Genomic DNA, 12715 nt, shown 5'->3' with positions numbered 1-12715 from the left:
TATTCGCAGCACAACTGCCGAAACGATCCAGGGTCTCAAGGACTCCGATCCTGTTCGAGTTGCTGTTAGTGCCAACGGCAAGGCCCTTCAAAACAGTTTCAAAGCGCTCACCAAAACCTTGATGCGCCAGCAGATCCTTAAGGACGGCAAAAGGGTGGATGGTCGCAACCTTGATCAGGTGCGTCCAATCAGTGCCGCTGCAGGGGTGCTTCCGAAGCGAGTGCATGGCTCAGGTTTATTTCAACGTGGCCTCACCCAGGTGTTGTCGACCGCCACTCTCGGCACGCCAAGTGATGCCCAGGAGATGGATGATCTCAACCCAAATAACGAAAAAACCTACCTTCACCATTACAACTTCCCGGCATATTCCGTCGGTGAGACCCGCCCCATGCGCTCTCCGGGACGTCGTGAAATCGGCCACGGCGCATTGGCCGAACGAGCCATCGTGCCCGTGCTTCCCGCGAAAGACACCTTTCCCTACGTGGTGCGTGTTGTCAGCGAAGTGTTGAGCTCCAATGGCTCCACTTCGATGGGTTCCGTGTGTGGAAGCACGTTGGCTCTCATGGATGCCGGTGTTCCTTTGAAGTCACCTGTCAGTGGTGCGGCGATGGGCCTAATCAAGGAGGGAGATGAGGTCAAAATCCTCACCGATATTCAAGGCATTGAAGACTTTCTTGGAGACATGGACTTCAAAGTGGCGGGTACCGATAAGGGGATTACCGCTCTCCAGATGGACATGAAGATCACGGGTCTTCCTGTCAGCATCGTGGCCGATGCTGTGAATCAAGCTCGCCCTGCTCGACTCCACATCCTTGAAAAGATGATGGAGGCGATCGAAACTCCACGTGAGGGTCTCTCTCCTCACGCACCTCGCCTGCTCAGTTTCCGCATTGATCCTGAGCTGATTGGCACTGTGATCGGTCCTGGTGGTCGCACCATCAAGAACATCACGGAGCGAACCAACACCAAGATCGATATTGAAGACAGTGGCATCGTCACCATTGCCTCCCATGACGGTGCTGCCGCCGAGGAAGCTCAGAAGATCATCGAAGGCCTCACCCGCAAGGTGAATGAGGGTGAAGTGTTTACGGGCTCCATTACGCGCATCATTCCGATTGGAGCCTTTGTGGAAATCCTGCCTGGTAAAGAGGGCATGATTCACATTTCACAGCTTTCGGAGGCAAGGGTCGAAAAAGTCGAAGATGTGGTCAAGGTTGGCGATGAGGTCACGGTGCGTGTCCGTGAAATCGACAACCGCGGCCGGATCAACCTCACCTTGCGGGGCGTTCCCCAGAACGGCGAGTCACCCGACTCTCAACCGGCTCCAACTCCAGTAGCGCCCCTCTCCTGAGAGGCGCCCACCCAGGTTCAGACCTGAAAACCTGGATCAATCAGTTCCATGGCCCGTGTCGCTTGTTCACATAAAGCGGCATGGGTTTTTCCATGGCTAGCGATCAAACAGCCTGCCTGGCGAACATCGCCGGTGTTGTAGGTGAGTTCGCCACCGTTGGCATGGGTGAAGGCACCACCAGCGGCAAGCAGTACGGCTTCTGGAGCGGCCATGTCCCAATCCTTTGGAGCACTTTTTCCAGACAGGGAGATGTACAGATCGGTTTCCCCGCGAAGGATCGTGGCCACTTTGCAGCCGACACTGCCGACCGCATGAGAATCACCGAGTTCTAAGGCTGTAATCAACTGTTCCAGTCGCTGATCCCTGTGACTGCGGCTTGCTACCAAGATCAGCTCATGGCTGACCCTCCGCTCACTGAAACAAACGGGTGTTCGTTCTCCAGAGCGGTTTTCGCACCAGGTGCCCTCACCCACCACACCAATCCAAAGCTCGTCTCGTTCTGGAACGAGCACGACCCCAAGCACGGGGCGTTGCTGATGCACTAAGGCCAGATGCACTGCATATTCCCCTGTGCCTTGAAGGAAATCTTTGGTTCCATCCAGTGGGTCCAAAATCCATAGCCAATCAGCAGCCAAGGGTTGCCCCTCCGTGAGTTGCTCTTTGGCTGTTTCTTCACTGAGGAGGGTCCAATCGGCGGCGGGGAAGGATTGTTTCAAGCCATCGAGGAGCCATTGATTGACGGCAAGATCAGCAGCAGACACGGGTCCTTCTCCGCCGTTGTCAACGCTGAGGGCTTTCGGAAACCCATGGGGTGGCTGTTCTCCACGGGCATAGGCACGCAGGATGTCTGCAGCCCCCCAGCTGAGAGGGCGAAGAACCTTCAAAACATCTTCCAGGTTGATACCGGCAAGAAGGGTCGGCGAGCTCGGCATCATGGTTTGATCTGGGCGGAGCCATTGTGAAGCAACGCGCTGAACCTGCCGCTGGAGTGCTGTATGTCGTAGGCACTCCGATTGGCCATCTCGGTGACCTGTCTCCGCGAGCACGTGATCTGTTGATTGCTGTGGACACGATTGCTTGTGAAGACACGCGTCACAGCGGACAGCTGCTGAGCCGTATCGGGTCAGCAGCTCGACGGTGCTCCTTCCATCAGCACAACACCCGCACGCGGATTCCTCAGCTGTTGCTGGAATTGGAAGGGGGCCGCAGCGTTGCGCTGATCAGTGATGCAGGTTTGCCTGGGATTAGTGACCCTGGACAGGAGTTGGTCGCTGCTGCGCGTGAGTTGGGCTGTGAGGTGATTTCTATCCCTGGTCCCTGTGCGGCGACAACGGCACTGGTGAGCAGCGGGCTTCCCACCGACCGTTTCTGTTTTGAGGGTTTTCTGCCTGCAAAAGGCAGGGAACGCCGGGATCGACTGGTCTTGATTGCCACTGAGCAGCGCACCAGCGTGATTTATGAAGCTCCCCATCGCTTGTGCCAACTCCTCAACGAGCTGTTCGAGCTTTGTGGTGAGGAGCGCCCGTTACAAGTGGCTCGAGAACTCACGAAGCGGCATGAGCAACAGGTGGGCCCAACCGTAGGGGCAGCGCGACATTATTTTCTAGAAAACAGCCCCCAGGGAGAATGCACTGTGGTGTTGGGTGGAGCCATACCCATTGAGATCGAATCCTTAAGCGATACGCAGTGTTTGGAGCAGTTACTTGCACTCACTACCGAGGGGATGAGTGCCAAGGATGCAGCCAAGCTGCTATCCAGCCGGATTGGACGCTCAAAACGCGAGCTCTACGCGTTGCTCCATACGATGACCGAACAGGCAGACTGATGGAATCAAAAGCGATTGCGATGCTCATCCGCCTGAGACTGCTTTTGTTGAGTTTGGGGACTGGGCTCACTCTGATGTTGGTTCTCTGCCTTGGTGCTCAGAATCTGAATGATCGCCATCGCCTCAATCTTGGCGTTGGGCGTTCTGCGCCCCTTCCCTCAGGCTTCATTGTCGGCGTCAGCTTGGTGTTGGGGATTGTCAGCGGCGGCAGTGTGGCCGCGGTCTTGGCGCCAGCTCCTGATCAAGACCGCTGAATCAGGACTTGAGTGCAAACAGGGATCCTTCAACCACCAAGTGCGTGATGCCACGGGCGAGCAGGTAAGGGGATGTTTGCTCAAAGACCTGGGTGTCTGGAACTTTGATCACGCGCTGACTACGGCTGCATTGGCGTTTAGCAGCGCGTGGACTTGCATAAAGGCATAAAGCCTGACGTTGCTGCTCTGAAGGATCACTGAGGCCTAATTCAGGGAACTCACTGAGCGGCCGTGGGTCCAGCTCCACCGTTTTGTCCACCAGCATGTAGACGCTGTCTGGCAACAGTTCAGATGCGAAGGGTCGGCAAATCACTTGTTGGGTAGTGACCTGAGGAAGGTCGACCGGTAGTACAGCTATTTCATGAAAGACAGTCTCATCGTCCGTGTTGAAGGTCTCGTTGTCGTCAAGATCGGAGCCACCAAAATCCTCGGCATCATCGAGAGCGAGGATTTGGCCCTCATCATTACCGTCGTTACCACTGCTCTTAACTCCTTCCTCTTCCCTGGCGCTTGGTGCCTCGCTTCTGGAATCTTCGAGGTTGGTTTGTGTGCTCTCTGGACAGCTGACCTCAGCGGTATCGATTTCAGGCACACTGTCCTTCAAAGACAAGCTTGCGTGAGCAGGGCTCTCTAAACCAGAGCTTTTCGAGGATCGCTGGGTCTTTAGCTCGGCGTACTCCTCAGGGCTGAGTAGGGACCTGACGGTTCGACTCACCGTATTGGTGCTGCAGCTATAGGCCGCGGCAATCTGGGCGCTTGTTTCTCCAGCGCGGTACCGCTCCACAATCTCCTGCTTGTGGCTGTCGTTAAGCCGGCTGGGGGCCATCATCAGTACCGCACAGCTTTCAAGCTTAAGCGGGGTTGCGTGCGTCGACTGTCAAAATGAATGAGTGCTCCCTTAGCTCAGCTGGATAGAGCAACTGCCTTCTAAGCAGTCGGTCGCTGGTTCGAATCCAGCAGGGGGCGTTTCAAAAAACCAAGCCAGGACAGGCATTGTCGGAAAACACCGAGATGCTTGAAACCACTTACTGCATCAAATCGCTCCTACGTTTACAAACGAATTTGCAAACGTAGGAGCCTCGAATCAAGGGTCGGTCCGGCTGCATTTGCCCGGATGCCTGCGAAACGGAAGACACCGGCTTGGGTTTCAAGCGTTGTCAACCTAAGTGGCGATCTGGCTTCTCGGGTGTGGGCAAGATCACAGGCGCTTATGAGCGTGGTCATCGAGTGATGCAGTCAATTCGGCGATGGTGAGTTCACAGGGGAGCAATCCTCTTTAGACTCACTTAACCATCACAATGAATTCTCTTTTTCACCCTAAATTAATCACAAAATTAATTGGACTGGCGTTTCTTCCTTGCGCGGTTTTGCCATTAGGTGAAGCCAAGGCAAATGAATTGCAATTTGCTATTGGCACAGTCTAGAAGAACAGCTCAAGCGGAACCTCGCACAAAGAAGCAAAAAACGAGGAGAACGCGGCATGCATCAACGAATTCTTTTAAACAGAATTCTGGGACAAATAGAGCAGGAACTTTTTGTTGCTCTTCATATGGTCATGGATGGGGCTGCTACTCGATAGAGAAAGGTCAAAGTTGCCCAGGAGAAACACTTGTAGACTGCACCGGCAATACAGATCTGGACGAGCATGGAAATCTAACTTGCGGGGGTAACTAGATATTCTTTTTACAAAGCAATGATGCCCAACAATTGCGAGGTGTCATTGCTTTGGCTAAATCCGTAACTCCTTCAATGGTGTGGATGGCGAATGTATTGGAAGTCAAGGCTCTACAGCAATGACATTTACCGTGAATACCTTTTCAGCCGAGTAATGCTCATTCTGGATATAGCTGGATCTACCACATCAAACTCAGTCCTTGCACCCAGCCATGCGTTCGCAGGATGCTTCGCCACAACGCCATCGAAGCCTGGGAAACGGTGCCCGCCCAGGTGGAGGCTTTGCCCCGGATGGTGGGATGTGGATTGAGACCGTCTGATCGATGGTGAATCCAAATTGGAGACCGCATGGATCATTCGTTTTTGACCTCATGGCATCGCTCTTAGTTTCGAGCAGTGGCTGGGAGCAAGCCTTGCAGCTGCTGCCTTGAACCACTGCAAATTCCTCTGATTTGGGAGTCACTTCTGCGCATACCGCTTCACCCAGTCCACGGCAGCGACACCACCATCGATCAGATCGCACCATTGGTATACGGGCAAACTCGTTGTCCGCATACCAATGGTGCTTATTCAAGGAATAAGCCCATGAGCCTGAAGCTCATCAATAAAGCCAAAGGCCACTGTTCTGGTTAAGCGGTCAGTGAAAAACACTCCATCTAAGTGATCAACTTCATGCTGAATAGCTCGTGCATGAAACCCCTCCAATTCTTCCTGATGGGAAGCCCCGTCTTGGTCTTGATACTGCAGGTGAATGTATTTGGATCTTTTTACCTCACCACGCAATCCAGGGACACTTAGACACCCCTCCCAGAAAGTCGTCGATTCTTCGCCAATTGCTTTGAATACAGGATTGATCACTACTCGCTCAGGCAATGGAGGAGCCTCGGGATAACGAGGGTTGTGCTTCATTCCGAGCACAAAAACCCTCCACGGCTCACCGATCTGAGGTGCCGCTATCCCTGCACCAGAGCATGCTGATTTGGTATCGAATAAGTCGTCTATCAGCGTCTGCAAGCGTTGACTGCCGAACCAATCATCAGGGATTTCCGTCGAGCGCCCGCGTAAAGACGGGTGACCAATTCGCAGGACACTTCGAATACTCATCTGCCAATCATGTCATCTAGCGGTCTGCTCTGCCTTCTCGTGTTCACTTGGTTTATTAAGTGCATCTGACGGTGCACATTGCCTCAAAGTCTCGACCTCATACTCAAGTTCTCGTCTTCCAATGCACTCTTCCCTCGTCCAGTGGAATTAAGCATCGGATCACAATTAACAATTGCAGTAATAAGCATTGATGCACCACCAATGATCAAGGAGATTCGTACATTCGACTTTGCAAGTCTGAGATTGCTCAGAGAACAGCATGTTGTGCTTGCCTTGCAGCAAGTTCATCTAATTCGGCATCAGTTCTAGTGGTTTTCTCTTTGGCATCCTTCATTTGACCGCGGATTGCTCTGATCTCCTCTAATCAAATATCTTCGACATTTGTTTTTTGATTTTCCATACTGCGCTATGGGCTCCCTATGAGCAAGGACGCTGATCGCGGTGATCGGTCCTGACATCACCCGATAGGGGGATTTGCCCGCCATCAAGCCCCCGCCGCGACCAGAGCCTCGGCCCAGGCATCACGGCACACCCACCACTTGAGGTATCCGAGCTGATGCACGTGAGGCAGCAGCTCAAGCATCATCGCCGCAGCTGCTGTCGCAGCCGGATCCGGCTGCGTCCTGGCCAGTCGATAGTTCGCGCAAAAAGCACCGAACGTCCCCTTGCGCACCCCCCGCTGTCGTTCGAGATGCTCCTGCAGCAAAGCATCGGTGCGATGGCTACTGGTAGCTGTCTGGGCAGCTGATGCTCCGAAATCCTGAGCACCCGGCAACAGATCCTCACCGGTGAATCCGCACACCTCACCTGAGGCCAGCGCCTTGAGATTCTCATCGTCAAAGCCCTGAACCTCCTCATCGCCACGCTTGGCCATCTCCTCCAGGCAGATCTCAGCGATGTCCTGGTCGCGCCAGTCGAACAGGTCACCGACGCCGTTGGAACGCACAATGTCGACCATTTGACGCCTAAGCATGCGTTTGCAGGCTTCAGCCTGCAGTAGATCTTGATCCGTTATCAACGGCCTGCGGAGGGCCCATTCCGCGTTGAGAAAAAAGGCCGAGGTGGTCCCTTTTCGGTGGCCATTAGCACTCTGTTGCGACGTTCCCATGATCTGTTCGGGGGTCACAACGCAATCGTTTGTCATGGCTTCGAGCAGGCGCGATGACTTTCATCTTCATCAGCTTTGGCTGGTCTGTCAGCTGATCACACTGCTGCTTTCATCCCCTCCAGCACGCACCTTCGCCCCAGCCGCCTGGCTCACGGGTTACGGCTTTTTCCAGAACACATTCAGGGTGTATTGACCATCTCGGTTGAAGGTGATCCGATGGCGAGTGCTGCTGCGGTGAGCGTGGTGCGGACTATGTGTTTTCCTCGGCTTACGTTTTCAGGGCAGTGTTGCGGCGGCTGTCGATGGCCTGAGTGGAGACACCGGCCCGTCGTGCAAGTTCTGCGGCATGCCCGCGTGGCCAGTCTTTGCCATTGATCCGACAGAGCTTGTTGATGAGGGCAGTGAGCTCAGCCTCGCGTTCATCGCTTCAGTCATCCCTGCAAAGGATTGGCGTTATATGCATGTCTAATGCAGTCTTTCCAATGGTTTGAGGTATTGCATTGCCCCAGCTTGTCTATTGAATCGCTCTGTAGCTCCATGCATTGCAATTGCCTAAGTCAGTGACATTCCAAAATGATTTGAACGATCAAGATTCTTCCGAAATCTTCTATAATTGATTTTCGCTTCGTGCTTGTTGCTATGCAGGTCACTCGTGATTACGTTGACAATGCTATTAATCTGCTTGAAATTGGCGCTATTGATCAGTTTTTGGCCAATTTTGTAGCGGAGGACGTCCAATGGGCTATCACAGGCTCAAGCATTCTTGCTGGTGTCTATACATCTAGGGCGCACTTCATTGATGCAGCAGTCTCAAGGCTAAAGTCTTCTTTGGACGGCGGAATTCAGTGGAAGGTAAATAATGTTATCGTTGATGGCGCCTTCGTTGTGCTGGAGATGACTTCCAAAGCTGTTGCTAAAAGTGGGAAGCCTTACAACAACCAATATGCCTGGATATTAGAGTTTGATGGCAAAATGTTTCACAGGGTACGGGTGTATTTTGATGATGTCTTGGTAGACAAAATTATCAAGTAAATTCCGCTTCAGTCTTCTTGATGCGCTTTCGAGAGATTGGTCAATTCCTGAAGCAGTTACCCTTCAACTCAACTTTGTTGTCAATATCAATTAGCCGCAATGATCCAATCTTCATATTCAACTCTGACCAGCTATGTGCTACACCGTCTCGACTCGTATTCGTAATCCACCTCTTCCCAGCTTCCTCTCTGTCAATACTTAGCCATGGGCAGCAGAGAAAAAATCTGGCCCATTTTCTTGATTCCCAGGTGATAACTGATAAAGCCCCCTATGCTCCGTGCTCATAGGCAGCTCAAGTGGCAGCCAAGCAATCCACGACGCAGCCGAACTGCTGGTGCTGGGGTGGTTCAGAGGTGGGCTGGGTGTGGAGTCGTTCTGGGTGAGCGGGTTGTATGGCGCTCCATCTGTGCTGGGTGGTATTCGGATCGAAGGGGGCGATTACCTGCCGTGTGGCCGTTGTTGTGGTGGGAGTCGATCAAGGCAAACAACCAGACAGCAAACGACCGGTTGAAAGCAAGGGAGAACTGGAACGTCTACTTGATTCAACCGTAGTTGGCCTGGCGAATCATGTCGAAATCCATTCCCACGACCTTCGTTAGGACGAGGTAAAGGCCCCATGCGGCGATGTTGGCGCCGATAACCCAGGCAAAAGTAGTTCGTCTGGCTTTTCTGCTGTCTTCGTCCATGCGTCACCGGCACTTGATCTTGAGGCTACGGAAGTAGGGGGTCTATTTAGGGGCTGGAGTGTTTGCCTCAGCTCCCGCGTCACTGTTTTCAGTATTACGGCCATACTTCAAAAGCTGCAGGAGATCTCAATGAATTTGGCAAAACAGACCTGTATCCCCTGTCAAGAAGGCGCTCCTAAGCTCACAGAAGCGGAACTTGCTGATCTGCTGCCTCAATTGCCTGGGTGGGAGGTGGTCGATAATCATCACCTCTCTCGATCACTGCGATTTATCGATTTCCAGACTGCCCTTGATTGGGTGAATGCAGCAGGAGCAATCTGTGAGGTTGAGGGACACCATGCTGAGTTTTCCCTGGGCTGGGCACATGCGGAAGCTGTGATTTACACCCATAAAGTTGATGGCCTAACGCAAGCCGATGCTGTCTTGGCAGCAAAGCTGAATGGAATTGACGTGTAGAATTTTTTTGAGAAAGATGATCTGAAACCAAGCAGAAGGCTTTTGCTTGTCAAGCTGTCATCTCTTTACTAAGAAAATCTGCTCGCGTTGGAGATGTCATGATTTAGTTGGGAGATCTATAGGGAAACCAAAGCTCCTCGCTTTTTCTTGTGGGTGTTGTTTGACGTTCCTCCAACGGGCTGCAGGATTCTTGACATTGAATTAACCAACTAATTAAAACCAATCCGCTCGTTTTTTTTGTCTCGGGATTCAACTCTGCCCAATGTTGATCATTACAGGCTTTGTCTTTGGTCAGGTAGCTGACGGCAACGCAGACAAACCACGTCCAACTTGGACATTGCGTGATGGATGCAATTGACGGAGCATCCGTTGCTCTGAGGCCAGCCTGAGAGTCGCTGGCTTTGAAAGTGCTGTTTCACCCAGATTTCTAAGAGGGAGCGCTCGCTCCTATTCCGTCGAGATCCGTTCTCTGTGCAGCCTTGGTTCCACGGATCCCTGGCATGCGGAGACGCTCCTCCTGCTGAAGAAGGGCTGCCTCTGCGGGAGAAGTGGCCGCGACAGCTCTTAAGTTGCGATCGACTGGCAAAAGGACAATCGGATGGGTGGCCCAGTCTGCCAAGCGAACACCAGAAAGCAAGCAAAAGGCAGGTGTCAAAAGCTTCTCGCCTTCACTGCAACCACCAAAACTTCAGTGAAGCCAGTGATTTGCGGCAGGTCAGGCTGATGCCTTGCAGAATCACTGGCCAAAACCACTGGATAAACCAAGAGTGTGGGCGATCAGGGCTGCGTTCGTTACATGCAGTGGCGATCTGAGGCCCATCAATTTTTATCTGATCAAATATATATAGAAACATTGCGCCGAGACTTGAAAGCACCCCTTGTTACGCTTTTTTCATGAATTTGAGTAAACAACTTCCTCTCAACGGTCAGATTGATAGCTTTCTAAATATTGGAGCTTCAGATTTCCTTTAGATTCTTCGGAGCGTTGTTGGTGGGTTCGTCCCTTCTTTCCATGGCAAGTTCTAAAAAAGAGTTGGCGCTGCTGGGCAGCACATTTCTTTTTGGTTATGGGGCCTTAGAGCTGGCGCTGCGTTTTGGTGGTTATTAGAAGCTCTCCGCAGCTCATACGGGTTCATGGTGTCTGAACCACTCGTTAAATCCTTTCTGTTGGCTGAGCCCTCTTCTGTCAATGCATCCAGAAAGATCAGTTTCTTGCGTTAATCTCGGTTGCCAAATTTGATGCGGTTTCAATCGGAATGCATCGTGTGGTCACTGTTGGTTGGATGCGAACCGGAGTGATAGAGCTAAACGGCAGGATCGACTGGCCGGCGATCTGGGTCATGCCGTTGGCTAAGGCCTGGTGTTTGTGATGAGGCAGTCTCAAAAGATCAATAGAAATTGCTCGATCTGCCTATAAAATTAGTTCATAGGTTAGATGTATTGCCTATTTGATGGCGCTCTCTCCTTGAGTTCTCTACTAGAATCACAAAAAATAGACCCGTGAATAAGGCTGCCACACTCTCTCTCCTTTTTCTTTGTGCCCAGCCCTTGAGCGCGCATTCGACGGAGCTATACGGTCAGGAGTTTTTTGAAAATCCTCCTAGAAGTATTTCCATTCACAATTCATACTCAAATTCTTATCAGAGATCGTATCCTGTGATCTCATTGGAATTGCCCGCCAATGCTGGAGCAAATCTTGAAAGAATTGCTTTGTCGCAAATTACTGGCACTGAAAGGTGGAAGTGGGGAGACAAGGATCTCACTGTTTATTCTGGATTTTATAATCTAAGGAAGCGGGGGGAAAAAGGGCTCGCAACGATACAATTCGATGATGAACGTGGAATCACTGAGATTGTCTTTAGTCCTTCTGTAAAGCCTGGTCAGATTATTAGTGTTGTGATTCCAAGCATTAATCCAAGGCAGGGGATTTACGAATGGTCGTCCAGTTTTTACCCCGAATCTCCTTCCCTGCCCCCCTCTCAATCTCTAGGACCAGTCCTGCGCTTAGATATTTACAGGCTGAACAATAAATTTTAATTTTTGATTGGATGGGTTGGTTTTGCTTCTGTGTGTTGCTCTCTTTGAAGGTGGGAGCGAGCGATTGTTTGATTGAGAAGAACGTTGCTTTGAGTTTGAAGGGAGTCCACCTATGTCATGGAAAGGGTTGACCATGATCAAAGTTATTTCATAACCAGGAGCTCCTATGGCTTCCAGTCGAATCACACAGCTCCTTTTGGCAGCATTGGTTATTACGCAAGTGCCTAATTGCATCAGTTTTATTTATGGTCTTAACCGCTATGAGTCTCCAGAGGCTGCGTTTAGAGCTTGCAATCAATGGGCGGAGAGTGCTGGCAAATACACAGTGAAGAGAGCAGGGGTTTGGACCAGTTACTCGCAGTCTCCGGTGCGTTTATGCCGTAAGGAAGGTGATCACTACGTTGGCTTTCAGATTCCTCTGGGTGGAGCAACAGAGATCGGTCAAAACCTGGATGATCCGAAGGGTTTTTATTCCGACAGTGTCCCTAAGGCCGAGGATTCAGGGAAGCGTTGGCGGTTTAGACGCAACAAGTGGTCGATCACGATTCCACTTTGAAGAAATGACTCAGCCTTTCACTCTGACGGTTGTCTCAAGCCTTGAAGGAGGAGCGAGTGATCACCGTTAAGAGACTGTTGGCGTCGTTCCATCGATTAGATCTTGGGAGCAGGCGACAATTGGCTCGGATTGTCGCCTCAGATGGTGTGACGATCGACTTAGAGGCCGATTTGGTTGAGGATTCCTTGACCCGTTAGCAGCTCGGTCCCGAGGCCGATTGCAAAACCAAGCATTGCAAGACGCCCGTTCCAGGTTTCAGCAAAATTCACGAAACCGAAGCGTGATTTTGTGTTGTTCATCATGGGTTGCTCTCAAAAACATTGAATTCGTTGGTCTCTTGTTTTGCTTTAGAAGCCCAAGGACTGCAAAAGGCCCTGATGTAAAAGGTCCTCAGTGGCGATAAGAGCCACAAATCCGAGCATTGCCAAACGTCCGTTGAGGCGTTCAGCTTTGACCAATCGTTCACGTCGGATTTGTTCTGATGCAAGATCATTCCAATAGCGTTCTTGGGCTAGGAGGGATGCCGTTGTCATGGGTGTCTCCGAGAGGGACCTGATCGGTCTATGTCCGCATCGCTTGGCCTGGAAGAGGGGCCACCCGTATCCAGGAGTTCGGTTTCAGGCTCTTCCCAG

18 protein-coding genes and 1 tRNA gene are annotated in these 12715 nt (G+C 51.7%); 12 read left to right on the top strand and 7 right to left on the bottom strand.

The genetic code is table 11. The features are described from left to right. Positions 1 to 1351: polyribonucleotide nucleotidyltransferase (locus NCN04_RS03120; RefSeq protein WP_250395154.1), on the top strand; the 1351-nt coding region annotated here is incomplete at its 5' end. A 17-nt stretch (positions 1352 to 1368) separates the two neighbouring features. Here the strand turns inward: NCN04_RS03120 and NCN04_RS03115 are convergent. Then, positions 1369 to 2286 carry a 3'(2'),5'-bisphosphate nucleotidase CysQ family protein gene (locus NCN04_RS03115; protein WP_048347006.1) on the bottom strand — a complete coding sequence of 306 codons (918 nt, stop codon included), beginning with the start codon at positions 2284 to 2286 and terminating at the stop codon, positions 1369 to 1371. 23 nt (positions 2287 to 2309) lie between these two features. Here NCN04_RS03115 and rsmI point away from each other — a divergent pair, with 23 nt between their 5' ends. Together rsmI and NCN04_RS03105 are read left to right on the top strand one after the other, a co-directional pair. Next, positions 2310 to 3176: a 16S rRNA (cytidine(1402)-2'-O)-methyltransferase gene (gene rsmI, locus NCN04_RS03110; RefSeq protein WP_250395153.1), complete on the top strand. Its 867-nt coding sequence runs from the start codon at positions 2310 to 2312 to the stop codon at positions 3174 to 3176. 20 nt (positions 3177 to 3196) lie between these two features. Further along, positions 3197 to 3430, top strand: coding sequence for a hypothetical protein (locus NCN04_RS03105; protein ID WP_048348271.1), 234 nt, complete (start codon positions 3197 to 3199; stop codon positions 3428 to 3430). Position 3431: 1 nt separating this feature from the next. Here NCN04_RS03105 and NCN04_RS03100 read toward each other — a convergent pair whose 3' ends face one another. Then, positions 3432 to 4256, bottom strand: a complete 825-nt coding sequence (locus tag NCN04_RS03100; RefSeq protein WP_048348270.1) for a helix-turn-helix domain-containing protein — start codon at positions 4254 to 4256, stop codon at positions 3432 to 3434. A 66-nt stretch (positions 4257 to 4322) separates the two neighbouring features. On the opposite strand from NCN04_RS03100, the gene NCN04_RS03095 reads away from it, so the two are divergent. Then, positions 4323 to 4396, top strand: a tRNA-Arg gene (locus NCN04_RS03095). A 1278-nt stretch (positions 4397 to 5674) separates the two neighbouring features. Here NCN04_RS03095 and def read toward each other — a convergent pair. Further along, entirely contained in the window at positions 5675 to 6208 is a 534-nt protein-coding gene (gene def / locus NCN04_RS03090; protein WP_048346988.1) for a peptide deformylase, read from the bottom strand. 484 nt (positions 6209 to 6692) lie between these two features. Next, positions 6693 to 7352 (bottom strand): hypothetical protein, encoded by a 660-nt coding sequence (locus NCN04_RS03085; RefSeq protein ID WP_250395152.1) that lies wholly within the window; start codon positions 7350 to 7352, stop codon positions 6693 to 6695. Between NCN04_RS03085 and NCN04_RS03080 the strand changes: the two genes are divergently transcribed. The 5 genes from NCN04_RS03080 (at position 7351) to NCN04_RS03065 (ending at position 9490) form a co-directional block, all read left to right on the top strand. Beyond that, on the top strand, positions 7351 to 7509 hold the full coding sequence (locus NCN04_RS03080; RefSeq protein ID WP_250395151.1) for a hypothetical protein: 159 nt from the start codon (positions 7351 to 7353) through the stop codon (positions 7507 to 7509). The two genes, NCN04_RS03085 and NCN04_RS03080, sit on opposite strands and share 2 nt — an antisense overlap. A gap of 153 nt (positions 7510 to 7662) precedes the next feature. Beyond that, positions 7663 to 7785: a hypothetical protein gene (locus tag NCN04_RS10625; RefSeq protein WP_284498536.1), complete on the top strand. Its 123-nt coding sequence runs from the start codon at positions 7663 to 7665 to the stop codon at positions 7783 to 7785. A 170-nt stretch (positions 7786 to 7955) separates the two neighbouring features. Further along, positions 7956 to 8348 carry a nuclear transport factor 2 family protein gene (locus NCN04_RS03075; RefSeq protein WP_250395150.1) on the top strand — a complete coding sequence of 131 codons (393 nt, stop codon included), beginning with the start codon at positions 7956 to 7958 and terminating at the stop codon, positions 8346 to 8348. 392 nt (positions 8349 to 8740) lie between these two features. Beyond that, a complete protein-coding gene (locus NCN04_RS03070) occupies positions 8741 to 8947 on the top strand; it encodes a hypothetical protein (RefSeq protein ID WP_250395149.1) in 207 nt (68 codons plus the stop codon). 216 nt (positions 8948 to 9163) lie between these two features. Continuing rightward, complete coding sequence (locus NCN04_RS03065; protein ID WP_048346984.1) at positions 9164 to 9490, top strand: 4a-hydroxytetrahydrobiopterin dehydratase; 327 nt, start codon at positions 9164 to 9166, stop codon at positions 9488 to 9490. A gap of 427 nt (positions 9491 to 9917) precedes the next feature. Here the strand turns inward: NCN04_RS03065 and NCN04_RS03060 are convergent, their stop codons facing one another. Next, positions 9918 to 10145 carry a hypothetical protein gene (locus NCN04_RS03060; RefSeq protein WP_250395148.1) on the bottom strand — a complete coding sequence of 76 codons (228 nt, stop codon included), beginning with the start codon at positions 10143 to 10145 and terminating at the stop codon, positions 9918 to 9920. Between the two features lie 845 nt (positions 10146 to 10990). On the opposite strand from NCN04_RS03060, the gene NCN04_RS03055 reads away from it, so the two are divergent. From NCN04_RS03055 to NCN04_RS03045, 3 genes are all read left to right on the top strand, one after another. Beyond that, positions 10991 to 11527, top strand: a complete 537-nt coding sequence (locus NCN04_RS03055; RefSeq protein ID WP_250395147.1) for a DUF2808 domain-containing protein — start codon at positions 10991 to 10993, stop codon at positions 11525 to 11527. Positions 11528 to 11693: 166 nt separating this feature from the next. Further along, positions 11694 to 12083: a hypothetical protein gene (locus tag NCN04_RS03050; RefSeq protein ID WP_048346981.1), complete on the top strand. Its 390-nt coding sequence runs from the start codon at positions 11694 to 11696 to the stop codon at positions 12081 to 12083. Positions 12084 to 12112: 29 nt separating this feature from the next. Beyond that, on the top strand, positions 12113 to 12280 hold the full coding sequence (locus NCN04_RS03045; protein ID WP_250395155.1) for a hypothetical protein: 168 nt from the start codon (positions 12113 to 12115) through the stop codon (positions 12278 to 12280). Here NCN04_RS03045 and NCN04_RS03040 read toward each other — a convergent pair. Further along, positions 12242 to 12385, bottom strand: coding sequence for a CAB/ELIP/HLIP family chlorophyll-binding protein (locus NCN04_RS03040; protein ID WP_048346980.1), 144 nt, complete (start codon positions 12383 to 12385; stop codon positions 12242 to 12244). The two genes, NCN04_RS03045 and NCN04_RS03040, sit on opposite strands and share 39 nt — an antisense overlap. 45 nt (positions 12386 to 12430) lie before the next feature. After that, complete coding sequence (locus NCN04_RS03035; RefSeq protein WP_048346979.1) at positions 12431 to 12616, bottom strand: chlorophyll a-b binding domain-containing protein; 186 nt, start codon at positions 12614 to 12616, stop codon at positions 12431 to 12433. Between the last annotated feature and the right edge of the window lie 99 nt (positions 12617 to 12715).

The sequence above is a fragment of the Synechococcus sp. MU1655 genome, assembly GCF_023630655.1.
GTDB lineage: Bacteria > Cyanobacteriota > Cyanobacteriia > PCC-6307 > Cyanobiaceae > Synechococcus_C.
Note: the sequence above shows the minus strand (reverse complement) of the source record. Positions and strands in the feature narration are given on the sequence as shown.

Coding starts and splice junctions, on each gene's coding strand:
- NCN04_RS03115 (WP_048347006.1), bottom strand. CDS start 2,286: ATGATGCCGAGCTCGCCGACCCTTCTTGCCGGTATCAACCTGGAAGAT.
- NCN04_RS03105 (WP_048348271.1), top strand. CDS start 3,197: ATGCTCATCCGCCTGAGACTGCTTTTGTTGAGTTTGGGGACTGGGCTC.
- NCN04_RS03100 (WP_048348270.1), bottom strand. CDS start 4,256: ATGGCCCCCAGCCGGCTTAACGACAGCCACAAGCAGGAGATTGTGGAG.
- def (WP_048346988.1), bottom strand. CDS start 6,208: ATGAGTATTCGAAGTGTCCTGCGAATTGGTCACCCGTCTTTACGCGGG.
- NCN04_RS03080 (WP_250395151.1), top strand. CDS start 7,351: ATGGCTTCGAGCAGGCGCGATGACTTTCATCTTCATCAGCTTTGGCTG.
- NCN04_RS03085 (WP_250395152.1), bottom strand. CDS start 7,352: ATGACAAACGATTGCGTTGTGACCCCCGAACAGATCATGGGAACGTCG.
- NCN04_RS10625 (WP_284498536.1), top strand. CDS start 7,663: ATGCCCGCGTGGCCAGTCTTTGCCATTGATCCGACAGAGCTTGTTGAT.
- NCN04_RS03075 (WP_250395150.1), top strand. CDS start 7,956: ATGCAGGTCACTCGTGATTACGTTGACAATGCTATTAATCTGCTTGAA.
- NCN04_RS03070 (WP_250395149.1), top strand. CDS start 8,741: ATGGCGCTCCATCTGTGCTGGGTGGTATTCGGATCGAAGGGGGCGATT.
- NCN04_RS03065 (WP_048346984.1), top strand. CDS start 9,164: ATGAATTTGGCAAAACAGACCTGTATCCCCTGTCAAGAAGGCGCTCCT.
- NCN04_RS03050 (WP_048346981.1), top strand. CDS start 11,694: ATGGCTTCCAGTCGAATCACACAGCTCCTTTTGGCAGCATTGGTTATT.
- NCN04_RS03040 (WP_048346980.1), bottom strand. CDS start 12,385: ATGATGAACAACACAAAATCACGCTTCGGTTTCGTGAATTTTGCTGAA.
- NCN04_RS03035 (WP_048346979.1), bottom strand. CDS start 12,616: ATGACAACGGCATCCCTCCTAGCCCAAGAACGCTATTGGAATGATCTT.